General features: G+C 42.7%; 20 protein-coding genes and 6 pseudogenes. 2 read left to right on the top strand and 24 right to left on the bottom strand.

All coding sequences use genetic code 11. The features are described 5' to 3' along the window. Positions 1 to 48 precede the first annotated feature (48 nt). The 7 genes and pseudogenes from JCM21738_RS03930 to deoD all read right to left on the bottom strand — a co-directional run bounded on the left by JCM21738_RS03930 (position 49) and on the right by deoD (position 7703). Positions 49 to 228 carry a DUF2188 domain-containing protein gene (locus tag JCM21738_RS03930; RefSeq protein WP_023627699.1) on the bottom strand — a complete coding sequence of 60 codons (180 nt, stop codon included), beginning with the start codon at positions 226 to 228 and terminating at the stop codon, positions 49 to 51. A 65-nt stretch (positions 229 to 293) separates the two neighbouring features. After that, positions 294 to 1208, bottom strand: a complete 915-nt coding sequence (locus tag JCM21738_RS03935) for a CobW family GTP-binding protein (protein WP_023627698.1) — start codon at positions 1206 to 1208, stop codon at positions 294 to 296. 65 nt (positions 1209 to 1273) lie between these two features. Beyond that, positions 1274 to 2761 carry a lmo1851 family serine protease gene (locus tag JCM21738_RS03940; protein WP_031308507.1) on the bottom strand — a complete coding sequence of 496 codons (1488 nt, stop codon included), beginning with the start codon at positions 2759 to 2761 and terminating at the stop codon, positions 1274 to 1276. A gap of 184 nt (positions 2762 to 2945) precedes the next feature. After that, the gene (copZ, locus tag JCM21738_RS03945) at positions 2946 to 3152 is read right to left on the bottom strand and encodes a copper chaperone CopZ (protein ID WP_023627696.1); all 207 of its coding nucleotides are present in this window, start codon (positions 3150 to 3152) and stop codon (positions 2946 to 2948) included. Between the two features lie 26 nt (positions 3153 to 3178). Then, entirely contained in the window at positions 3179 to 5575 is a 2397-nt protein-coding gene (locus JCM21738_RS03950) for a heavy metal translocating P-type ATPase (RefSeq protein WP_023627695.1), read from the bottom strand. A 233-nt stretch (positions 5576 to 5808) separates the two neighbouring features. After that, entirely contained in the window at positions 5809 to 6663 is an 855-nt protein-coding gene (locus tag JCM21738_RS03955) for a M15 family metallopeptidase (RefSeq protein WP_023627694.1), read from the bottom strand. A gap of 336 nt (positions 6664 to 6999) precedes the next feature. Next, positions 7000 to 7703: pseudogene (deoD, locus tag JCM21738_RS03960) on the bottom strand (purine-nucleoside phosphorylase). A gap of 181 nt (positions 7704 to 7884) precedes the next feature. Between deoD and yoyE the strand changes: the two are divergent. After that, on the top strand, positions 7885 to 8016 hold the full coding sequence (gene yoyE / locus JCM21738_RS26585) for a protein YoyE (RefSeq protein ID WP_023627692.1): 132 nt from the start codon (positions 7885 to 7887) through the stop codon (positions 8014 to 8016). 46 nt (positions 8017 to 8062) lie between these two features. On the opposite strand, the gene JCM21738_RS03965 is transcribed toward yoyE, so the two are convergent. Beyond that, positions 8063 to 8833 (bottom strand): sporulation protein, encoded by a 771-nt coding sequence (locus JCM21738_RS03965; RefSeq protein WP_023627691.1) that lies wholly within the window; start codon positions 8831 to 8833, stop codon positions 8063 to 8065. A 169-nt stretch (positions 8834 to 9002) separates the two neighbouring features. Continuing rightward, the gene (locus JCM21738_RS23000; protein WP_023627690.1) at positions 9003 to 9176 is read right to left on the bottom strand and encodes a YozD family protein; all 174 of its coding nucleotides are present in this window, start codon (positions 9174 to 9176) and stop codon (positions 9003 to 9005) included. 135 nt (positions 9177 to 9311) lie between these two features. Between JCM21738_RS23000 and JCM21738_RS24700 the strand changes: the two genes are divergently transcribed. Then, the gene (locus JCM21738_RS24700) at positions 9312 to 9482 is read left to right on the top strand and encodes a hypothetical protein (RefSeq protein ID WP_023627689.1); all 171 of its coding nucleotides are present in this window, start codon (positions 9312 to 9314) and stop codon (positions 9480 to 9482) included. Here the strand turns inward: JCM21738_RS24700 and JCM21738_RS27840 are convergent. From JCM21738_RS27840 to JCM21738_RS04030, 15 genes and pseudogenes are all read right to left on the bottom strand, one after another. Continuing rightward, a complete protein-coding gene (locus JCM21738_RS27840) occupies positions 9479 to 9733 on the bottom strand; it encodes a YodN-related protein (RefSeq protein ID WP_023627688.1) in 255 nt (84 codons plus the stop codon). The genes JCM21738_RS24700 and JCM21738_RS27840 overlap by 4 nt on opposite strands. Next, entirely contained in the window at positions 9717 to 10034 is a 318-nt protein-coding gene (locus JCM21738_RS27845) for a YodN-related protein (RefSeq protein WP_500778541.1), read from the bottom strand. Before JCM21738_RS27845 ends, JCM21738_RS27840 begins: the two co-directional genes overlap by 17 nt. Positions 10035 to 10067: 33 nt before the next feature. Continuing rightward, positions 10068 to 10183: pseudogene (locus JCM21738_RS27850) on the bottom strand (YodN-related protein); the annotation flags it as partial. A 166-nt stretch (positions 10184 to 10349) separates the two neighbouring features. After that, positions 10350 to 10571, bottom strand: a complete 222-nt coding sequence (locus JCM21738_RS03975) for a YozE family protein (RefSeq protein ID WP_031308505.1) — start codon at positions 10569 to 10571, stop codon at positions 10350 to 10352. Between the two features lie 122 nt (positions 10572 to 10693). Next, on the bottom strand, positions 10694 to 10885 hold the full coding sequence (locus JCM21738_RS03980; protein ID WP_023627685.1) for a hypothetical protein: 192 nt from the start codon (positions 10883 to 10885) through the stop codon (positions 10694 to 10696). A 130-nt stretch (positions 10886 to 11015) separates the two neighbouring features. Next, complete coding sequence (locus JCM21738_RS03985) at positions 11016 to 11297, bottom strand: YokU family protein (protein ID WP_023627684.1); 282 nt, start codon at positions 11295 to 11297, stop codon at positions 11016 to 11018. Between the two features lie 48 nt (positions 11298 to 11345). Then, positions 11346 to 12736, bottom strand: a pseudogene (kamA, locus tag JCM21738_RS03990) (lysine 2,3-aminomutase). A 175-nt stretch (positions 12737 to 12911) separates the two neighbouring features. Further along, on the bottom strand, positions 12912 to 14306 hold the full coding sequence (locus tag JCM21738_RS03995; protein WP_031308501.1) for a sigma-54 interaction domain-containing protein: 1395 nt from the start codon (positions 14304 to 14306) through the stop codon (positions 12912 to 12914). Between the two features lie 47 nt (positions 14307 to 14353). Next, positions 14354 to 15217: pseudogene (gene ablB / locus JCM21738_RS27645) on the bottom strand (putative beta-lysine N-acetyltransferase). 63 nt (positions 15218 to 15280) lie between these two features. After that, positions 15281 to 16701 (bottom strand): annotated as a pseudogene (locus JCM21738_RS04005) (aldehyde dehydrogenase family protein). Between the two features lie 12 nt (positions 16702 to 16713). Next, entirely contained in the window at positions 16714 to 17997 is a 1284-nt protein-coding gene (gabT, locus tag JCM21738_RS04010; protein WP_051391384.1) for a 4-aminobutyrate--2-oxoglutarate transaminase, read from the bottom strand. 189 nt (positions 17998 to 18186) lie between these two features. Then, positions 18187 to 19454: pseudogene (locus JCM21738_RS04015) on the bottom strand (peptidase). Between the two features lie 13 nt (positions 19455 to 19467). Continuing rightward, positions 19468 to 20133 carry a 3-oxoacid CoA-transferase subunit B gene (locus JCM21738_RS04020; RefSeq protein WP_031308496.1) on the bottom strand — a complete coding sequence of 222 codons (666 nt, stop codon included), beginning with the start codon at positions 20131 to 20133 and terminating at the stop codon, positions 19468 to 19470. Further along, positions 20118 to 20810: a CoA transferase subunit A gene (locus JCM21738_RS04025; protein WP_023627676.1), complete on the bottom strand. Its 693-nt coding sequence runs from the start codon at positions 20808 to 20810 to the stop codon at positions 20118 to 20120. The genes JCM21738_RS04020 and JCM21738_RS04025 overlap by 16 nt, the downstream gene beginning before the upstream one ends. Beyond that, positions 20811 to 22172, bottom strand: a complete 1362-nt coding sequence (locus JCM21738_RS04030) for an aspartate aminotransferase family protein (RefSeq protein ID WP_023627675.1) — start codon at positions 22170 to 22172, stop codon at positions 20811 to 20813. Positions 22173 to 22519: the final 347 nt, after the last annotated feature.

Raw genomic sequence — 22519 nt, forward strand, 5'->3', positions numbered from 1 at the left:
AAGTGCTCAGTTTTAAGCAAATAAAAACCCAGCAAAGCTGGGTAAAAGTTAATCATTTCTATGGTTTTCTACATATTCCCTTGCTTTATCGATCGCGATAGGGATTGCTTTTCCATCTTCATAATGTTCTTCCTGAACAAGCGCGTTTGCTATTTCAATAGCTTTCTCACGGACGTCAGGATCAAGGTTTTTCATTGAAGCAGGATAATCATTCTTTATCCAAGGCATTTTCTTCATCCTTTCCATCGAAGATATTCATTTTGTTACCCTATGTCCAGCAATTGAAAACAGACTTACTTTTCCAGCTTCTTCAGCTGCTGTTCAAGCTGGATCCAGTCAGTTACCTGGCCGATGAAAACGAGATTGAGCGGCATTTTCATATATTCCTTCATATATAATGGCATTCCATACGAATACTGGAAGAGGTCCGGATATTGAGAATGGTCAAATAATACATATCCTTTTATCCGGTATATGGAATCCGGCAGCGACCTTAAAAAACCTTCAAAATCTTTCTGGCTGACAGCCCCCTGGAATTGATGCACAAACGTGCTTAGTCTCAGATCTGCCTGAACATGCGCTCCCGCACTTTTAACTTTTTGGGTATGTGCCAATCCCTCCAGCAGTTTAATGGGCACTTTCGAATAGGTGCTCAAAATACATTTTGCTTGAGAATTTAAGCCTTGAATGTCAATACTGATTTTTGCCTGCTCTGATTCATTGAGCAGATCTGATTTATTGACGATGATAAGGTCAGCATGCTTCACTTGCTCAAGCAAAAGCTGATGGACCTGGGGGTTTAATGACTGTCTATTGAGCCACTGCTGGCCATCTACTGTCGTAATGATTCCTTTTATCTCAAGCTTGTCTGCAAACAATGGAGAAAGGACAGCATCCAAAACTTCTACAGGATGAGCTGCACCCGTCGTTTCAATATAAATGGCATCCAGTTCGTGATCAAATAACAATCCTTGAAGCTGGGATTCGAGCTTATCCTGAATCGTACAGCAAATACACCCTCCCAACAGCTCCTTTAAAGGAACATCTTTGTCAACGGCATCTGAATCAATCGATACCCTGCCCAGCTCGTTCATCATAACTGCAATATTCCGTCCGCTATTTTTTTCATGCTGTAAAATTTGCTTAAGTAATGTTGTTTTGCCTGTGCCCAGGAAACCGGACAAAATATAAACCTCTGTTTTTTTCATGTTCTCATCACCTTATTTTTTTCTATGTAATATGGAAAATCTCCAGCAAAAGCTGGAGATTCTTTTTATTTATTCATTTCCTGCTTTAACACTTCTATTGCTTTCTGAATTTGTGGATCGTCATTTTTAATCTGTTCGCGCAGAGCATTCATTAATTCAATAGTCGAGCTCCCTTTAAGGATGCCTGTTTCTTCAAGCTCTTTTGATTTTTGGAATGCCATGACAGCTTCCTTTGTCTTTTCATCATAGAAACCATCCTCACGGCCTGTTTCAAACCCTAGAGCTTTCAGCATCTTTTGTGCAGCCTTGACTTGTTCAGAAGCTGTTGATACCTTCAGTTCAGTTTCCGGATCGATGAAAGGTAATGAGGCATATTCAGGCATTGGGACTTCATGGTCCGGCTTAATGCCTTTCTTATGAATCCAATTACCTTTAGGAGTCAACCATTTTTCTGTCGTGAACTTCATATTCGAACCGTCTGAAAAATCCTCCGCTCTCTGGACTGTGCCTTTTCCGAATGACTTTTCGCCGACAAGAGGAACTCCAGCTGATTCACTGACTGCTCCTGCAAGGATTTCGGATGCACTTGCACTCCCCTTATCAATGATGACAACTAAAGGAAGGTTATTATTGTTTTCGTTCTCTGATGCATATTTCTCTACATTGCCTTTACGGTCTTCTACCTGAAAGAGTATTTCTCCCTCAGGCACAAAGAGACTGGATATTTTAATTGCCTGATCCAGGAGTCCACCTGGATTTTGGCGAAGATCCAGGACGAGGCCTTTCATTCCTTGTTTCTGGAGGTCATTTAAAATATTTACTAGCTCATTTGCAGTATTTTGCGAAAAATTGGTTATCTGGACTTTGGCAATCCCGCCGTCCATCATTTCACCATATACCGTTTCAATCGGTATCGTGTCTCGAGTTATTGTGACATCGACTGGTTTTTCTCCACCCTGGCGAAGGATTGACAGCTTTACGTCTGTACCTTTTTCTCCTCTAATAAGAGCCACTGCTTCAGTCGTACTCATGCCTTGAAGGCTTTTTCCATCTACGGACATGATTTTATCCTCTGGTTGAAGGCCTGCTTTTTCCGCAGGAGAACCCTTCAATGGAGTGACAATAAAAATGAAACCATCTCTTTCCTGAATTTCCGCTCCAATTCCCTCAAATGAAGACGACAGACTCTGATGGAAATTCTTTGCGTCTTCCTGGCTCATATAATCCGAATATGGATCGTCCAAGGATTCAAGCATTCCATCTATCGCACCATTTATCAGCTTTTCCTGATCAACTTCCTGAAAATAGTCATTCTTCAAAGTATCATATGCGTCGTATAGCTTTGCAAATTCTTCTCTTTCTCTAATTACCTGCACTGCTGGCTTGTCTTCGCCGAAAGCAAGCGCAAAGGTAGTGATTCCCGCTGTTAAAAAGACTAGAAAAAACAGCAGCATTGCAAAGTGGAACTTCTTTATCCGAAGAAAACTATTTTTAGTCTCAGCTTCTGCTGGCTTTTCTTGACCCTTTAGTTCTTCTGTGTTTTCTTCATTCATATTTTGCTGATCCAACTCTTTTCACCACTTTCCAATCAAGCTTAAAATCCTTAATGATTAGGATAACATTTTTACGGTAAAATTAACAGAAAAATAGGTAACGGCCAAGAATCTAGAATCCGGAGGCCCTTTCTTGTGCTTGCCAATGAAAAAAGCAGCGGTCATAAAAACCGCTGCTTCATTACTATTCTACATCGTACCCTTGATCTTCTACCGCTTCCTTCATTTTGCTTACTTCAGCTTTTGATGCATCATATTCTACCTCAGCTTTTCCTTCTGAAAGGGAAACGACGACGCTAGCCACTCCGTCTACTCCCATCAAAGCGTTCTGAACTGCCTTTTCGCAGTGTCCGCAAGTCATACCTGATACATTTAAAGTTGTTTTTTCCATTTGAAATCTTCCTCTCTTATTTAAATTTATAACTTAATCCGCTTCAAACGAAGGGAGTTAGTCACTACAGAAACTGAACTGAATGCCATTGCTGCGCCTGCTACCCATGGAGCCAGGAGACCCATCGCAGCAATCGGGATGCCCGCTGAGTTGTATGCGAGAGCCCAGAATAAATTTTGGCGGATATTTTGCATTGTTTTTTTGCTTAATGAGATTGCTTTAGGAATCAGGGTCAATTCACCGCCTAGAATGGTGACGTCTGCAGCCTCAATGGCAACATCCGTCCCAGTTCCGATGGCAATCCCAATATCAGCAAGCGCAAGTGCAGGTGCGTCATTGATGCCGTCCCCGACCATCGCGACTTTCTTGCCTTTTAACTGAAGTTCTTTTACATGGTTCGCCTTTTCTTCAGGAAGGACTTCTGCTATTACATTGTCTACACCAACCTGGGCTGCAATTGCTTTAGCAGTTCGCGTATTGTCACCAGTAAGCATATACACTTCAATACCCATGGATTTGAGCTCTTCAATCGCCGTTTTCGCTGTTTCCTTGACTGTATCGGCAACTGCAACAATCCCGCTCACTTTATTGTTGATTGCGATCATCATCGCAGTCTTGCCTTCAGTCTCCAGTCTCACGAGGCGGTCTTCAAATCTAGTGAATTCAATACCTTCTTTGCCCATCAGTTTTCTTGTTCCTACAAAGACTTTTTCACCGTTGATGGTTGCTGCGATTCCATGTCCTGGTATCGCTGAGAATTCATCCATTGTTAAAACTTCTATCTTTCTTGCGTTGCCGTATTCCACAATGGCTTCAGCCAGAGGATGCTCGGATGCTTTTTCAGCAGATACTAAATATTTCAGGACCTTTTCTTCGTCACCAAAAATCTCAAGGTCAGTTACACTTGGTTTCCCTTTAGTAATTGTTCCCGTTTTATCAAGAACAATAGCATCGATTTTGTGAGTAGCTTCTAAGTGCTCTCCGCCTTTAAAAAGAATTCCGTTTTCTGCGCCTTTTCCTGTTCCGACCATGATGGAGGTTGGGGTTGCGAGACCAAGTGCGCAAGGACAGGCAATAACAAGCACGGCAATGGCTGTTTCAAGAGCCGAGGCAAAGTCACCAATGGTGATGAAAAAGTACCAGACAAGGAAGGTAACGATGGCGATGGCTACAACAATGGGAACGAAAATCCCTGAAATCTGATCCGCCACACGCTGGATTGGCGCCTTGCTTCCCTGAGCGTCCTCGACCACTTTAATAATTCCTGCAAGAGCCGTATCTTTGCCAACCTTTGTCGCAGTCATCGTCAATGTGCCATTCTTATTAATTGTAGCACCGATCAAAGAATCGCCAACTGCTTTTTCAACCGGAATTGATTCACCGGTAATCATTGCTTCATCAACAGCGGATTGGCCGGATACGACCTTTCCATCTACCGGGATTTTCTCTCCTGGTTTAACAATGATGGTATCATTTACTCTTACTTCTTCAATGGGAATTTCAATCTCTTCGCCATCACGAATGACGGTCGCTTCTTTTGCCTGAAGGCTTAAAAGCTTGGAGATTGCTTCAGTTGTGCGTCCTTTTGCAAGTGCTTCAAACAATTTTCCAACAAGGATCAAAGTAATCAGGACAGCACTTGTTTCAAAATATAAATGCGGCATATAATCCGGATTTCCAATTGTTTTAATAGCTTCTGCCAGACTATAGAAATACGCGGCAGATGTACCAAGAGCCACCAGGACATCCATATTCGCACTCTTGTTCTTGAGCGACTTATAGGCACCAACATAAAATTGCCCGCCAACCCAAAATTGTACCGGTGTTGCCAATAAAAGCTGGAACCACGGATTCATCAACAGATGTGGCATCGGCAGTCCAGTGTCCCAAGGAGCGTGGCCTATCATTGTATATAGAAGCGGAAGTGATAAAAGAATGGATATAAATAACTTCCGTTTCTTTGCATTGATTTCTTCTTCTTTTTGCTGAGCCTTTGCTTCCCGCTGGACTTTTTCCTTAGCATCATAGCCCAGGTCCTGGATTTTTGAGATGATTTTATCAGCTGACAGGACAGCACTATTAAATTCAACTGAAGCCGATTCGGTTGCAAGGTTAACGGTTGCTGATTCCATTCCTTCCATTTTGTTCAGTACCTTCTCAATCCTTGTTGAACATGCTGCACAGGTCATGCCGAAGACATCGAAATCCATTTTTTCGTTTCTGACACCGTACCCCAGGTCGTTGATTTTATTGAATATATCATCAGGTTTAATTTTTTCTGATTCATATGTGACTGAGGCATTTTCCATCGCAAGGTTCACGGTTGCCTCGACGCCTTCCATTTTATTAAGGACCTTCTCAATCCTTGTGGAGCAGGAGGCACAAGTCATGCCTGTTATGTCGACAGTCATTTGCTCTTTCATCAATTACACCCCGTTTCAATCGAAAAATTTCATATCCTTCACACCAATTACTATACCCCTGTATAGTATATTTAGCAACCGAAAAGTTTGTGTTTGTTTTTTATTTTACCATTAATTGTGCATACAACAGTTAAAAATGTCACATTTACTGCTTGCTGCCATCTCTGGAGTATGAAAGATGGAATATCAACATAATTTTAATAAAAGCCTGGCGTCTGACAGCCAGGCTTTTCCTATATTTTCTTCACATTTTCAAAGTACTCTTCAAGAGTCCATTCATTTTCATATATTTCGGTAGCAGCTTTAACACCCACATACCTGAAATGCCATGGCTCATACATATAGCCAGTTATGCCTTCTTTACCCTTTGGGTATCTTAGGATAAACCCATATTTATGGGCATTGTGCGCAAGCCAAACCCCTTCTTTCGTTGAGCCGAACTGTTCATTGAGATTAAAATTGTTGGTTTTACTTGAGATGTCCATTGTCAAACCTGTTTGATGTTCACTGCTTCCAGGTCTGGCAACGGCCTGAAGTGCTTTTTCTTCACCAACTTTGTTCACTTCAGCATTGAAAAGGGCTTCCTGTCGTCCGTATGAGCGGTATCCTGAAACAGCAGCGAGTTCAATTCCGTCGTTCCTTGCACCAGCAAACATTTTTTCAAGAGCATCTGCAGCTTCTACCCTTATCAGGCTCTTTTCAAGTTTTGCATCTCCAAAAGAGAATGGCACACTGGGACGAACTAAGTCTGCCGGTATATAGTTTTCCGGCAACCCGAATATTTTGTTCACTAGTGACATCGTGTTTTGCGGATTCTGGATGACATTCTTTCCGTCCGTATTTTGGACTACATTGAAATACGCAGCTTCGAGTGTCAGTTCATCTTCAGAAGTGATGTCTTCCTCAGTTTGTTCATTATTATTCGGATCAGTCTCTGTGTCTTCGACCACATCGGACGGTTGATCAGCTTGTCCATCTTGTCCAACCAGCTTCTCTCCTAAATATGGTATCTTTTCCAGGTAAGGCTCGATAGGGGCACAACCTGTCAAAAGAATCGGCAATACAATTAATAGTAAAGTCTTTTTCATTATGTCCACCAATCTTCAACATTTTAAAGCAATAACACCATTCTAACATTTTTCAACAAACTTTCGTATGGCCTTTTTTCCCATTATCTCCTATATTCATTATGCCGGCTTCAGTGATTGTGCAAACTTCTGCTTTGGAGAAGTGCAGGAATCCCCTTTGTTCATTTTAAAAAAATTTTAGATATTTTGTTATCAACTAGCATTTGAAATGTCCATTAAACAAGGTTTTTTAGACATTTTGCACTCAACTAGCAGCCGAAATGTCTAATAAGTCTGTTCTTAAGAAAATTGCCCATAAGAAGACCCTTTCATAAGCGAAAGGGTCTTCTTCAGTAGTTATTCTTTTATAGCCGCTTCGAGCGCTACTTCAATCATTTCGTTGAATGTAGTTTGGCGCTCTTCTGCAGTAGTTTCTTCTCCAGTCAGGATATGGTCGCTGACTGTAAGGATTGAAAGGGCCTTACGATCATATTTAGCAGCCAGGGTATATAGTGCTGTTGTTTCCATTTCAACAGCAAGGATCTTGTACTGTGCCCACTTTTCCAACTCGGCGTTATCATTGTAGAACTGGTCTGCAGTGAATACATTTCCGACTTTAAGGTTTAACCCTTTTTCAAGGCCTGTGTTATAGGCTTTGTACAATAAATCGAAGTTTGCTGTTGGAGCAAGTCCACTCTGCCGAAAGTAAGGCGGTTCATTTGAGAGTCAGTTGAAGAGCTCATCGCAAGGATCACGTCACGAACTTTAACGTCCTTTTGGATTGCTCCGCAAGTACCAACACGAATCAAGTTTTGGACATTATAGCTATTCATCAATTCATTGATATAAATTGAAATGGACGGAACTCCCATGCCTGTACCTTGTACAGATACTCTTTTCCCTTTATAAGTTCCTGTGTAGCCAAACATATTTCTGACTTCATTATATAACTTTGCATCTTCAAGGAATGTCTCAGCAATGTATTTCGCCCTTAATGGATCTCCAGGAAGCAATACCGTTTCTGCGATTTCATTTTCTTTAGCACCAATATGTACACTCATTAAAAATCCTCCATCCTATAGGTTGCTACCTCAAAACTATACCACAATATAGTTAAGCAGGAAAATCTTCAGTTTCATGACAATTTTATTAAAGGGCAAGCTAAAAATAGCTTTACCAAAGCAGTAGGAAAAAATCCTCTTCACCAGTTATATAAAAAACGACAGAGAAGGTGGTGAAGCAATGGGTAAGAAACATCGTAACCGAATCAATTCACCAAAGAAAAACAATCATATTCCACCTGAAGCAATCGTTGCCGAGCAGGAAGCTCACGGCAAAGAATTTTCTGCTACCGGAAGAAAAAAAAGAGGGTAACAAAAAGACGATGAAGCAGTTTGTTTTGCTTCATCGTCTTTAAAATTTAGCAGTAGCTTCCAATAGTGTTTTGAATTTTTTGCTTTAGAGAAGACAAGTCAGAAGCATGGATGTTCATTCTTACATATGTTTCATCCGTACCCATCGCTTCTGACAAGAAACCTCCCAGTCCCCTCGCCCTGCGGTCAACTTGCATCAAAACCTCGATTTCATTCTCACTGTTTGGATAGAAAATTGCCTCTAATTCATCCAACCGCCCTCTAAATGGACCTGATGCCGGCACGAATTCAAACTCCTGGACGAACGGCATATTTCTTCGGAGATGTCTTGGCGCTTGCTCGCACTCAGCTTCCCTCAGGCGGAAGCCAAGTTCACTAATCGCGTTAAACACTCCATGCATCAACTGATTGGGCACAACTGTCAAATAGTCCTTATCGCTTGGATCAACTGCGTTTTTGATATCAAGCCCTGTTGACACCCAAACCTTCGTCCTGCCCATCGATAAAGGCATTTCCAGCGGAAGCCTGAAAGTAAAAGGTATTTCCTTTGTTTCATTCTCTTTGATTATGAATGACTGCGTAAGTTTGAAACGATCAATTTGGGCTGTGGCAGTATACTTTTTATCATCTGCTTCTCGTATATAAGTTGTATGTAAACTCAAATAGATGTCATCGATGTTCTGTTCTGTGCTTCCCCCGCGAATTTCTACAATCCCACGTACTTCTTCTCCCGGCATCACCCGGTCTTTTTTCAGCTTCGTATCAACCTTTGCTGCACCAATGCCGACACTGGCAAAAACCTTATTAAAAAATGACATACCCTTTTCCTCCCTGATTTCACATTATTTCTTTCTTATAAATGTATACGATTATAAGTTTAGAGAGTTTCACTCAACCTAATGTTTTTTTCGTAATGCTTTATAATCTCATGCGAAAATATAAAAAGGCAGATTCATCAGAACCTGCCCATTACAAAGTGTAACTTACCTAGTCTATATCTTCTTCCTCATCGATAATACATTTTTCGATCAGATATTCAAATGTGATATCTGCCATCTCTTCAAGTTCTTCCTCTGTGGGAACGTATCCCCTTTTTACAAGTTCATGAAAGAAAAATTCAGCAATCTCTTCTGTATCAATAACAACCTCAATCTCTTTCACAGATTCGCCCCCCTTTATTCCAAATGTATGTGAAGCATTGATGTTTAATGCCAAGCTAAACCCATTTTCTGAAAATTGTTCTATTGTTTTTGGACAAGCATAGAATGGAACAAATCAAATTAGGAGTGATCTGGTATGGAGAGACTGGGTATTCTTGCCGAAATGTTTGTTGAGGATGTGAACAAAGAAGATAGTATGGTTATTGAATTGTTTGACACCATAGTGAATTTCCTATTTAAAGTTTTCCAATTGACGGGAATTCCTTTTCTTGTTTATGTGCTGCTTGAATTTGCAGGATTTTTCTAAACGTGGCTCTTTCCATCATTGTTAACAAGCATTGAAAGTTTGCGAAGAATGACTCTCATGACATGCGCGTACTCGTCATCTTTGAACCATTTATATAAAATTCGGTAATCATTATACAAATCGAGGAGATTATCAATCGTCATCCTCTTTTGATGAATTTTCCGCAACTCTTCTTTTTCACCTGCTCTTGGCTGATGAGACTTTTTCTCGAGGTTGACGGATGGCTTTACTTCTTTATTGGCTGAAAACAAAAGGCCCAGCTTCTGGATAAACGTATCTGCACTGTCCGAGTCCGCAACAAGTGTCAGTTCTTCTTCCCCGCTTCAAGCCATTCTCCATCTTTAATCCTGGACAGTTCATAAATGACATCCTCCCAGGCTCTTCTTTATATCTCCAGATTTCTGTACGAAAACCGACAACCTTAAATAGGTCTGAACCATATCCCTTTACCTGCACTAAGTCTCCGAAAAAATATTTGTATTCGATGTCGATTTGCTCCTTTTCAAGCAGCTTCCCATCGTATTCAGAGAGCATCTGCAAACTTGTTTCCAAATACAAGCCCTCGCTCTTATTTATCTCATATACATGAAGGCCGTCAAGCATTTTACATCTGTCACTTTCCCCACAGTCCCATAAATAGTGATCACGACTGTATCACCGATGTTAAACTTAGGTTTCTTCCGTTTTTCCATTTCCTCCATCCTCTCAACGATGAGTCGTGAATTGTGATTACAACAGTATATGCACTTTTCTGAAAATCGCTACGCCTAGATGGTGGATGGAAGAAGCTTTTATCTCCTTCCGAAAGGACATAAGAAAACGTAATGTACTGTAAAAAAATACTCCTGCGGTTTCTCCGCAAGAGCATTAGCTTTCTGCTATTAAATATTCCTCCCAGGCTTCGTCAAAAACAGCCATACTTTCTGGATAATGTCCGTTCAATTCCAGGTAAGAGCTTATTTCATCGTAATCCTCCGAATTTTTAGGAAACGAGAGGTCATCATATGCTGAATTGGCAAACCTGCTGATTGCATCCTTCGGTCTGGTAGTCCGGTATTTCATGAGAAAGTGGTAAAAGCTTTTATACATATATGAACGCCTGCCTATTATTAAAATTAGTTTGTCCATACTATAACGGATTTGTTCAGCGTCCGTCCACTCTAATGCAAATAAAACAGAGCACCTTCCGTTTTGGTAAGGTGCTCCCTCAATTATTGCCATCTGGCTGATTTCGCCATCTCCAGCAATGCCCATATAATGTTGAACATCAAGATCGCGACAGTGATTGGCACGGCATGGAGCCAGTTCATCCCAAATTTCTCAATGATCAGCCTTACATAATATCCGCAAAAGAATAAGACAACCATTGCCGCTACCAGCATGATAGATAAAGCGATAGACATTTGCTCTCCCCATTTCCAAAATAAATACTCCCCACTCTATTATAAAGAGAAGGGAGTAACTGGATAAAAAGGAAGTGTGAAACTTTTGTGAACAGCATTCTAATTAGGGTTATTTATATCACACTAACTTTTAAGATGAAAAGTCAAAGTAATTTCGCTTCAACAATCTTGGCTGTGCCATCAGTTCCTCAAAGGTGACTTCTTTGCCAAGTTTCTTTGTATCGATTAAAAATAATTGGTCTTCGATTTCCTTTGTGATCAACTCAGTCTGGTAGGTCATGTCGCAATCAAGACAATGGATGGCAGGAGTTTCATTTATTTGAATTGCTTTTGTACCGTCCGGAAGTTCCCAATAGACCTTATCTGTTACAGCTTTGGTATTTTCACTGCTGCACCACTCGCACTTTGCCATCAGTCAACCCCCTTAGTCGAAGGTATAGCTCCCTGGCCATCAACCGCTTCAGCTGTCGTTTTTTTCTGTTGTGCCATGAATTTTTTTTTCCTTCAGCTCATCACGTTTTTCACGCTTATCCTTAAGGGAAGCATGTGCAGGGTCATCCTTATACTTTTCCCTGCGGTCGATCCTGCCAAGTCCTTCAGGAATCAGGTTGAATTCACTGTCGTTCATAATAGCTGCGATTCCAGCGTTCGATTTTTTCTTTTCATAGTCTGGGTACACTTGTTTGAAGTACCCTTCCGCTCTGCCTGGAACATAATTTTCTGGCTCTGGATAAGACGTGATTACACCCTCAAAGTTGCGGAGGACGACTTTTTCCGGACTCTGGGAGATCAAGTAATTTGGCTGCAAGGAAATCTTGCCACCGCCACCAGGAGCATCGACAACAAAAGTCGGGACTGCGTAACCAGAAGTATGTCCTCTCAAGCCTTCAATAATTTCAAGCCCCTTTGTGACCGGCGCACGGAAATGGCCGATGCCTTCAGACAAGTCACATTGGTAGATATAATAGGGACGTACACGGATTTTCACGAGGTCGTGCATGAGCTTCTTCATGATCGGAACACTGTCATTAATCCCTGCTAGTATGACGGATTGGTTTCCAACTGGGACCCAGCGTTGGCAAGCATTTCACAGGCCTGCTTTGAGTCTTCAGTGATTTCAATTGATGTATTGAAGTGTGTGTTCAGCCAGATTGGATGGTATTTTTTGAGGATTGAACAAAGATTCTCTGTAATTCGCTGCGGGAAAACAACTGGTGCCCGGGTTCCAATCCTGATGATTTCAACATGGTCGATTTCTCTCAGGTTCTTTAAGATATATTCAAGAATATTATCGTTGATTAGCAGGCCATCACCGCCAGAAATCAATACATCGCGGACCTCAGGAGTATTCCTGATATAGTTAATTGCGGCATCAAGCTGTTTCTTCGCAACCCCCATGCCGATTTGTCCGGAAAATCTTCTGCGTGTGCAGTAACGGCAATACATCGAGCATTGGTTGGTCACAAGGAAAAGCACCCTGTCAGGATATCTATGCGTCAAGCCTGGTACAGGTGAATCCTCGTCTTCGTGAAGTGGATCTTCAAGATCATATTTCGTTTTGTGTATTTCCTTGGAGATTGGCACTGACTGCATCCTGATCGGACAGCGAGGATCATCGGGATTCATTAATGAAGCGTAGTAAGGTGTTATATTCAATGGGATTGTTTTAGTAGAGATCCTCACACCCTCTTCTTCTTCTGGTGTAAGATTAATGACTTTCTTCAAATCATCCAGTGTCCTGATTGTATTTGTAAGCTGCCACAGCCAGTCATTCCATTGCTCATCTGTAACGTCCTTCCAAAGCTCAATATCCTTCCAATGTCTCGAAGGCTTATATAATGTCTGTTTCATCCCAATTCCCCCTAGCTATTTTTATAGCTATTTATAATGCAAGTTCCGTGCCAAAAGTGACGGATTATTCTGAATTCATATAATCCAGCTACCTGCAAGGGTTTAAGAAGGATGCTTTATACTGAGTTCTGTTAAAAGAAAAATAACCTGCTGAAAATTCGGCAGATTAAAAGTATCATATATTCAATTTTTTCATTTTATATTGAAGGGTTTGTCTAGGGATATCAAGCAGGACGGCTGCTTTCTGGACATTGCCGCCAGAAGCATCCAGCGCATCATTGATCAATTGAATTTCAAGCTCCTTTAGATTCTCTCTCAAAATAAAGGAAGTTCGTGTTTCTTCACCGGGTTCTGGCTGGATTTTTTTCATCATCATTGGAAGGTCTTGACCAGTAAGCATACTGCCTTCACATACATTCATCATGTATTCTATTGTATGTTTCAGCTCCCTGACATTTCCGGGCCATTGATGTTTAAGAAAAAGTGTTTTTACATGTTCATCCAGCCCAGAAACATGCTTCCTCAGCTGCTTGTTATATTGACTGATGAAGATAGCGGATAAATAAAGAATGTCTTCCTTCCTTTGTCTTAAGGGCATCAGTTCGAATGTCAATACATTCAGGCGGTAAAACAGATCCGTCCGCAGCTGATTCGCCTCCATTGCCACAGTAGGGTAAACATTCATCGCAGAAATCACCCTGACGTTAACAGAAGTAACATTCGAACCGCCGACTCTTCTGACAGCCCCATCCTCAATGACACGAAGCAGCTTGGCCTGAAGGTCGAACGGCATCGAATTCAGCTCATCAAGGAAAAGTGTACCGCCGTTAGCGAGTTCGAACAGTCCAGGCCTGTCCACTGCTCCTGTATAGCTTCCTTTTGATGTACCAAACAGGATGCTTTCAAGCAGGTTTTCCGGGATAGCCGCACAGTTTTGCGCAATAAAGGGTCCCGCTGCCCGACTGGAGGCGTTATGGATGGATTGGACGAAAAGCTCCTTGCCGGTCCCGCTTTCCCCATATACAAGGATAGGAGAATCTGATTTTGCCAGTTTCTCTGCCTTTTTTTTAATCGTCATAAAATGCCTATTATTTGTAAGCAGGTCGCTGAACGTATAGCCTGCTTGCTGTTTAATGGCTTTCCCGCCACGAAGCTTAAGACTTCTTTGAATTTCGACAAGACGTTCAGAAAGCTGCTTGATTTGGGAATAATCCTTTGCAATTTCAACTGCTCCAATCAATTCCCCATGTACGAAGATGGGCAGGGTAGTATTGACAGTGTCGATTTTCCGTCCATGCAAATTGACGAAAGATTGGGTTTCATTATAAATCGGCTTCTTCGTTTCGATTACTTTCAATAGAGTGCTGGACTGATTGTTGAGTGAAGGGAATACACTTAGGAGCGGTTTCCCAACCACTTCGCTGATTCCCAGTCCATCGTGCTTGGCAGCAATTTCATTGTAAAAAATGGTAATGCCTTCTGTATTCACGACATGGATCGCCTCGTCGATGCACTTCAATATTGCGCTCAAGATCTCTTCCGTCACATTTGATACTGAATTCAAACTCATCACTCTCCCATATTGAGTATATGACAGAGTGCCGAAAAACTGTCTTATCACTGCCCAAAATTTGGCGATTTTGCCAAATCTTTTACCCAAACATTCATGTTTTCAATTTTATCATAGATAAAAACGTTATTCACCAGCCTGCCCCGGTACGCATAACCCAATTGATGCAGAGCTGCGTTCATCCGAATGATAAAGCCCTGGCAATGGAGTAAGAACAATAAATTCCATTTTCAATTATTTCATCCTCAAGGCGGGCCAGCAGCACTTTCATCAGCCCAAACTTCCTATGCTCTTTTAATGTTGCGCAATCAGTCATTTCAGCATTTTTATAAAAAGAGTTCACTTCTGCTGATGCGGCGCTAACAATCTGACCATCATGGACAAAACCGTAATATATACTTCCTTCTTGCATCGTTTTAACGATATAGTCTGAATCATTCAACGGTGTGGGATAAATTTGGAAAACTGCCTTGTATAAAGCCGATAAACCTGCAGCATCAGTTTCGTCCATTTTTTTCAAAACGTAATCTTTTGGAGGACTGATTTTCTGTGCAGGTTCTGCCAAATGATAAACACTTTTGATGATTCCGTCCTCTTGGACAGTGTGGCGATATTCGCCTCTCGTCACTGAGAAACTTCGAAAAAAACACGCAATCAGAGCCCAGGAAAAATCCGTCAATGCTTGCCTCAAAAATGTAACCTCGTTCAAGCAGCTCCGAAAAATGCTCTCTTCTTCCTTTGATAATCAATTTATCAGCCTTTTCGCTCTCTACAATCTTTTCAGCTTCGTCCATTACATTCGATAGACTACCTAAATAGTCTTCTACTCTGACGCGCTTATTCTGTTTATCAAGATAAACGGTCATGTTATACTCCTTTTCCGATAAAACCATCGTCTTGCCTATATGCATCTTCGTGCCTCCCTTGAAAATTCCAATCGTATTAAAAGCCTGGCTTTAGGCCAGGCTGAGAGTTCAATCTAGTTTGATTGATACAAGCTTAAGTTCAGTCATCTCTTCCAAGGCGTATTTAATCCCTTCTCTGCCGGTTCCGCTCAATTTGACACCGCCATAAGGCATGTGGTCTACCCGGAATGTCGGAATATCATTGATCATTACACCGCCTACATGAAGGATTTTTGCAGCTTTGAATGCTTTTTGAAGATCATTAGTATAGACTCCTGCTTGCAGCCCGAACTTTGAGTCATTAACCTGTTCAATTGCATCATCAAATTCCTTAAAGGTGTTGATATGGACAACGGGTGCGAATACTTCCTCACAGGAAACTTTATCAGTAAGCTGCGCATTCAGCAGCACAGTAGGCTTCAGAATTTGTTTTTCACTTTCACCGCCATATACCAGCTCCGCCCCATTCTTCACCGCATCCTGTATCCAGGCCTTTGCTCTTATCACATCATTTTCGCTGATCATTGCAGCTAAATCTGTTTGTTCATCCAGTGGATCTCCCACTTTCAGTTTGCCAGCTTCTTCAATAAACAAAGATACAAATTCTTCAGAGATCTTTTCGTGAACGAAATTCTCTGGATAGAAATGCAAACCTGCCCCTGATTTGAAAAGGCACCCGTAACGACTCTTGGCATCACCTTTTTCAGGTCGGTTCCCTCGTCGACAATCAACGCTGAGTTAGATCCTAATTCAAGTGTGACACGTTTTAATCCTGCATTTTGGCGGATGTACTTCCCGACTTCAGGGCTGCCGGTAAACGTGACCATTTTCACCCGGTCATCGCCAATCAGCACATCACCAACATTTTTTCCGCTGCCAGTCACTAAATTTAGAGCACCCGCAGGGAGTCCTGCCTGATGGAAATAGGAAGCAATTTTATAGGCGGATAACGGCGTCTGGCTTGCTGGCTTAAGGACTACCGTATTTCCAGCTGCGATTGCCGGCCCGACCTTATGGGCCACAAGGTTCATCGGAAAGTTGAAAGGTGTGATTGCAGCAATTACTCCCAGCGGTTCCCTTACAGTATAGGCCACTCTTCCCTCGCCTCCAGGAGCTGCATCCATCGGGATTGTTTCACCATGGAGCCTCCTGGCCTCTTCTGATGCAAATGTATAGGTCATGATGGTACGGTCTACTTCACCCCGGGCAGCCTTCAATGGTTTGGATGATTCCTCCGCGATCAGCCGGGCACACTCTTCCCTGTCTTCCTGGATTAATTCAGCCACTCTCCGAAGGATATCTGAACGCTTATGGGCATCCATTTCTGCCATCTTCCTTGCTGCCCCGGCAGCTGAATCGATCGCTCTTATCACATCTTCCCTGCCTGCCTCTGCTACATCGGCGATTTTCTCTCCATTAAAAGGATTAGAAAGCTGACGGTATGATTCCGTTCCCACACTCTCTCCATTAATCCATAAATTCTGTCTCATTGAATTCCCCTCCTACTGCTGGCAGCATTCATTTATTACGGATTCAAGCACCTCGAATCCTTCCTCAACCTGATCATCTGTTATAACAAGAGGAGCTAAAAGCCTGATTACATTCCCATAAAGACCAGCGCTCATTAAAATTAATCCTCTCTGATGTGCTTTTGCAAGTATTTCCCGAACGATTTGTCCGTTAGGTTGATCATTATCATAGAAAAATTCAATCGCACACATAGCTCCTAAGGAACGGATATCACCAATCATCGGGAAACGGTCTGTCAGTTTGCCGAACCTATCCTGAAACTTCTCGCCGAACAGGTTCGCCCTATCAAGAAGTTTATGCTCTTCTATCATTTTAACGACTTCTTTTGCCGCTACACAACCGAGAGGACTTCCACCAAAGGTTCCGCCAATTTCCCCTATACCTGCAGAATCCATAATTTCAGCTCTTCCTGTGACCGCACTGATTGGCAGCCCGGCAGCAATCGATTTCGACATTGTCATCAAATCAGGAACGACACCGTAATGCTCCATCGCGAACATCTTCCCTGTCCTGCCAAAACCGGTTTGGATTTCATCTGCAATAAAGAGAATGCCATACTGTTCACAGATCCTTTTCACACCTTGAACAAAGGTTTTGGATGGAATATTAAAACCGCCTTCCCCCTGAATCGGTTCCATAATGACTGCGGCAATTTCCGTGCCTGGCACCTCGCTAAGGAAAAAGGTCTCAAACTTATTCAGCATATATGCATCCAGTTCTTCAGGTGCCATGCCTTTTTCCTGAGAATAGACAGGGTATGGCCATTTATATGTTTCAGGTGCGAATGGCCCGAACTGATACTTGTATGGTTTTACTTTGCTGGTCAGGGACATTGCCATATAGGTCCTTCCATGGAAGCCTCTTTCAAATGAAATGATTCCTTTCCGCCCTGAATACTTCCTGGCTATTTTAATCGCATTTTCTACCGCTTCAGCTCCGCTGCTAAGGAAAAAAGTTTTTTTACCATGAGTCCCTGGGGTGATTTTATTGAGCAACTCAGACAGTTCTATATAAGGTTCGTACATCATCACATGGAAGCAAGGGTGAAGATAACGGTCAATCTGCTCATGAAGTGCGTTCACAACCTCAGGTGGGCAGTGACCAACATTCAGAGTGCCGATTGCACCCGCAAAGTCGATGAATGTGTTTCCATCCACATCCGTCAATAATGCACCTTTGCCTCTTTCGGCAAACGATTTGATTGTGTTAAATGGTCCAACAGGAACATTCTTTTCTTTTCTTTCTAGCAATTTCATTGCCTTTGGACCAGGAATGGCCGTCCTTATCTTGATATCTCCCACTTTTTGACTTCCTCCTCATCTTGATCCCCATGTTCAAGCCCGCATTTTTATAGAGGCATCAGCGTTCTTTCCCACAGAACCTTTGAATTAGAAACAGATTAAAACGCTGAACAACCGGCATTTTTTATGTCTGCGAAAATAGGCTTATTCGCTGATTTCACACCATTTAAGTAATGACAATGCAATGATTTCCGCCGCTTCAAAAATATCTTCAAGCTTGATATATTCATTCGCCTGATGTGCCGTTTCCGTTACTCCTGGACCAAAAACCACTACTGGCACTCCGCCAACCTTGGATAGGATACCACCGTCAGTTGCCCATGGGGATGCCTCGATTAATGGAGACTTTTCCTTAACATTCATAAAGCTTTCTGAAAGGACATGAATCAGTTCATGTTCAGGATCCAGGTCGCCTGGCAGCCAGCTTGCACCGAACCATTCAAGTTCAGGAATATTTTCTTTTAACCATGGGTCATCGTTACAGACACCGACAACGGCTTCATACATTTCACGTTTTGCCTCTTCCTGTGTTTCATTTGGGGCGACCCCCATCCTGCCCTCAATCACCGCTAAATCAGGTACAGATGATGGCCAGTCTCCTGCATGGATTTTTCCGATATTGATAGGAATAGGAATGGGTATACTTTCAAAAAACGGATCTGTGATTCTTTCATTTCTTTGAGACTCCAAGCTTCTCAGTCTATCAATCACCAGCATCGCTTTCTCAATCGCATTGACACCTTCATACCTCGTTCCGCCATGCGCCCCTTTTCCTTTCACAGAAACCCTGAACCACATCGACCCTTGCTGCTTTGGAAAAAGCTTCATATTAGTAGGTTCAGGATGATTGCAGCATCCGCTTTATAACCTCTTAGTACAGTGGCAAGTGTGCCCGCTCCACCACTTTCTTCTTCAATCACACTTTGAAAAATGACATCGCCCTTTAACTTTATTCCTGAATTTTTTATAGCCTCCATTGCCATGAGCAGTGAAGTTGTGCCACCCTTCATATCTGTCGAACCTCGGCCAAATAACTTGCCGCATTCAATATGTCCGCTATACGCATCCTTATCCCAATCTTTTGGGTCGCCTGCGGGAACAACATCGATATGTCCATTAAGGATCATCGACCTGCCTCCACCAGTTCCCCTCATGATTCCTACAGCATTCGGGTTTCCAGTGAAATCTTTCCGGTCAGAACAAAACGCCGGGTGAACAGTCAGTCCGCTATCCCCGATTTCCCAAATATCCATCTCCAGGCCCAGCTCGCGGCATTTTTCAATGATCACCGCCTGTGCACCACTTTCATTACCTCTTGTACTTGGTTCCTGGACTAATTTTTGCAAAAGCCGTGTCCCTCTTATTCTGCTTTCCTTAATGTAACTCCTCACCTTTTGCTCAGCAGATTGCACGATATCAGCCCCTTTAATATTCAATAATCCGGATATCCTCGACGATTGAAAAATCGCACGCAGTCTTAGCAGTAACTTCAGTGACAGTATGTGGCGCAAAAAGTTCAGACAGAATCAACGAACCTTCATGTACTTTAAAAACGGCAAGATCAGTGATAATAATGTCGACACAGGTTTCGGCGGTCAGAGGCAATGTGCACGATTCCACTATTTTAGGTACACCATTTTTGTCGGTATGGTTCATCAATACTGCTACTTTCCCTGCTTTTTGTGCCAGTTCCATCGCTCCGCCCATACCCGGAACCTTTTTGCCGGGAACGATCCAGTTCGCCAGGTCTCCTTTTTGGCTAACCTGCAAGGAACCGAGAATGGTAAGGTCTACCCTGCCTCTCCGAATCATTCCAAACGCCACTGCACTATCACAATAAGAGGAACCTTCCATGACCGTAACCGGGAAACCACCAGCATTACACAGGTTTTCATCCTCCAGGCCCTTCTCAGGCGACTTCCCCATCCCAACAATTCCATTTTCGGCATGGAACATCACTCGCGTTTCTCTCGGAAGGTGATTTGGTACTAAAGAAGGAATCCCAATGCCAAGGTTGACAACCATACCTTGGGCGATTTCCTCGGATGCTCGTCTGGCCATCCTATTTCTTACATCTATTCCCATGCCCATTTCCAATTCACCCCTCCAGAAGGTATTACCATATCCACGAATACACCGGGCGTCACAATTTCTTCTGGATCCAGGCTGCCAAGAGGAACGATTTCCTCCGCCTCCGCTATCGTGAAATTTCCGGCCATCGCCACGAGCGGATTTGTATTCCGGGCACTTTTATCGAATACAAGGTTTCCGTAAGGGTCGGCCTTTTTGGCATAAACAATTGATACCTCTGCAGTCAAAGCTGTCTCAATCAAATACTCTTTGCCGTTCAAGTTCATTCTTTTTTTTCCTTTAGCAACAAATTCATGGTCAACGCCTATATCTGTCAATATAGCGCCTAACCCCATTCCGCCAGCCCTGATGCGTTCCGTCAAAGTTCCCTGTGGCGAGAACTCAACCTCCATTTCACCCCTGGTCATCAGTTCGCCGGCTATCGGATTCGACCCAATATGGGAGGCAATGACTTTGCTCGCCTTTCCCCGGCTGACAATTTTGCCGATGCCGATTTCAGGGAAACCTGTATCATTTCCAATCAGCACAAGTTCTTTAATACCTTTTTCAAGAATGCCGTCAATCAGGTCAGGTGGAGATCCTACTCCACCAAAACCGCCAAACATCAAGGTCATTCCGTCATAAAAATGCTCCATTGCCTGCTCAAGCGCAGCTATTTTTCCGAATGGATTTTCCATTTATTTTCCAACCCCATTTTCATTAGGAAATCCGAGTATTCTATACACTTCAATGAATGTTGCCTTCAGCAAGTTTATTAACTCGTCAATCTCACGCTTGGTGATGGTCAGCGGCGGGGAAATAATCACTGCGTCCCCTGACACTCCATCCAGGCCGGCACCTGCAGGATATAGCAAGATCCCTTGATCCCTGCCCGCTTTTACAACTAGCTCAGTTAACTTTATACTCCGTTCGAACGGGATCTTCGCAACTGGCAATCTGACAAATTCAAGACCAAGCAGCAAACCCTTTCCCCGTACATCTCCTATAAAGTCAAACTGTCTTTTTAACTGATCAAGTTTATTTTTAAGGTAAACTGACTTTGATTCCACATCACTTAAAATGTCATTATTCTCGAGGTATTCCAATACAGCCAGTGCAGCGGCACATGATTGTGGATTTGCACTAAGTGTATGGCCGCTCATAATCGATTTAGAGCCATGCAGGATTGGCTCCATGATGTGGTCACTGACGACTGTCGCTGCAATCGGAGCATATCCAGCACCCATTCCCTTACCGAGCGCGACAATATCAGGAATGACATTCCAATGTTCAGACGCCAGCATCGGCCCTGTTCGGCCAAAGCCCGTCATCACCTCATCCGCAATGAATAATATATTGTTTTCGTCACATATCTTTTTAATTGTTTCATAGTAACCTTTCGGAGGTGTGATAGCTCCTCCAGCCGCGCCAATCACCGGTTCTGCTATAAATCCGGCAATATGGTCAGAACCGATTCGCTTGATTGCTCCCTCTAGTTCCATCGCACATAAATATCCGCACTCAGGTGCCGTGCTTTGATATGGACAGCGATAGCAATATGGTGGTGAAATCGATGGGAATTCCTCAAGCAATGGAACAAACCTTGCTCTTCTCCCTGGATGTCCTGACATTGAAAGAGCACCAAGAGTAATCCCATGGTAGCTAATCCATCTTGACAGTATTTTGGTTTTTGACTTGATCCCTTTCTCTTGCCAGTACTGAATCGCAATTTTCAGCGCCGTTTCGGTTGCCTCAGAACCGCTGTTCACAAAGAAACTCCAATTTAAATCTCCCGGCAATGCGTCAGCAAGTTTTTCTGCCAGCTTTTCTGCTGCCTCACTGGTGAATTGGGAGCGATAGACAAAAGACACCCGTTTGGACTGTTCATGCATTGCCAATATTATTTCTGGTACTCCGTGTCCAATATTTGCCGTGACAGCCCCGGATGCAGCATCAAGGTATTTCTTGCCATCTTTGTCAAAAAGAAAGACACCTTTTCCATAGTCAATCTCTGGATAGTCCTCATCCAAGACAGGTTTAATCAAGTAGGACGGCTTCATAAATTCACTCCATTCACCGCAATTAAAATCAAATGGACATTCTGTAAATTGTATGAATTAAAAAGGCGAATCTTTCGTGAAGTTGTAAAAAATAAGTGGTACTGGTATGGGAGGTTTTAATGGAAAGGCTGGATCTGACAAATTTTCTTGATGGAGGACAGCCTACATTGACCAAGTTCTGCTCTTCAATTAGCTGTTTTGTCCGAACCTGGGGGTACTTCGGACAAAGTCTGTTCTATCCACGGCTGTTTTGTCTGAACCTGGAGCTACTTCGGACAAAGTCTTTTCTTCCACAGCCTGTTTTGTCTGAACCTAGTACTACTTCGGACAAAGTCTGATCTATCAAC

Origin of the sequence: Mesobacillus boroniphilus JCM 21738 (assembly GCF_000517385.1) — a bacterium.
In the GTDB taxonomy this organism is placed as follows: Bacteria; Bacillota; Bacilli; order Bacillales; family Cytobacillaceae; genus Mesobacillus; species Mesobacillus boroniphilus.

Bases quoted from the DNA above. Each gene is read 5' to 3' on its own strand.
- JCM21738_RS03985 (WP_023627684.1), bottom strand. From the start codon at position 11,297: ATGGCAAAGTGCGAGTGGTGCAGCAGTGAAAATACCAAAGCTGTAACA.
- JCM21738_RS03930 (WP_023627699.1), bottom strand. From the start codon at position 228: ATGCCTTGGATAAAGAATGATTATCCTGCTTCAATGAAAAACCTTGAT.
- JCM21738_RS03940 (WP_031308507.1), bottom strand. From the start codon at position 2,761: ATGAATGAAGAAAACACAGAAGAACTAAAGGGTCAAGAAAAGCCAGCA.
- JCM21738_RS04025 (WP_023627676.1), bottom strand. From the start codon at position 20,810: ATGGAAAATCCATTCGGAAAAATAGCTGCGCTTGAGCAGGCAATGGAG.
- JCM21738_RS03935 (WP_023627698.1), bottom strand. From the start codon at position 1,208: ATGAAAAAAACAGAGGTTTATATTTTGTCCGGTTTCCTGGGCACAGGC.
- gabT (WP_051391384.1), bottom strand. From the start codon at position 17,997: ATGAAATTGCTAGAAAGAAAAGAAAAGAATGTTCCTGTTGGACCATTT.
- JCM21738_RS03980 (WP_023627685.1), bottom strand. From the start codon at position 10,885: ATGTCTATCGCTTTATCTATCATGCTGGTAGCGGCAATGGTTGTCTTA.
- JCM21738_RS03955 (WP_023627694.1), bottom strand. From the start codon at position 6,663: ATGAAAAAGACTTTACTATTAATTGTATTGCCGATTCTTTTGACAGGT.
- copZ (WP_023627696.1), bottom strand. From the start codon at position 3,152: ATGGAAAAAACAACTTTAAATGTATCAGGTATGACTTGCGGACACTGC.
- JCM21738_RS03965 (WP_023627691.1), bottom strand. From the start codon at position 8,833: ATGTCATTTTTTAATAAGGTTTTTGCCAGTGTCGGCATTGGTGCAGCA.
- yoyE (WP_023627692.1), top strand. From the start codon at position 7,885: ATGGGTAAGAAACATCGTAACCGAATCAATTCACCAAAGAAAAACAAT.
- JCM21738_RS03950 (WP_023627695.1), bottom strand. From the start codon at position 5,575: ATGAAAGAGCAAATGACTGTCGACATAACAGGCATGACTTGTGCCTCC.
- JCM21738_RS03995 (WP_031308501.1), bottom strand. From the start codon at position 14,306: ATGAGTTTGAATTCAGTATCAAATGTGACGGAAGAGATCTTGAGCGCA.
- JCM21738_RS24700 (WP_023627689.1), top strand. From the start codon at position 9,312: ATGGAGAGACTGGGTATTCTTGCCGAAATGTTTGTTGAGGATGTGAAC.
- JCM21738_RS03975 (WP_031308505.1), bottom strand. From the start codon at position 10,571: ATGTATAAAAGCTTTTACCACTTTCTCATGAAATACCGGACTACCAGA.
- JCM21738_RS04030 (WP_023627675.1), bottom strand. From the start codon at position 22,172: ATGAAGCCGTCCTACTTGATTAAACCTGTCTTGGATGAGGACTATCCA.
- JCM21738_RS04020 (WP_031308496.1), bottom strand. From the start codon at position 20,133: ATGGGCATGGGAATAGATGTAAGAAATAGGATGGCCAGACGAGCATCC.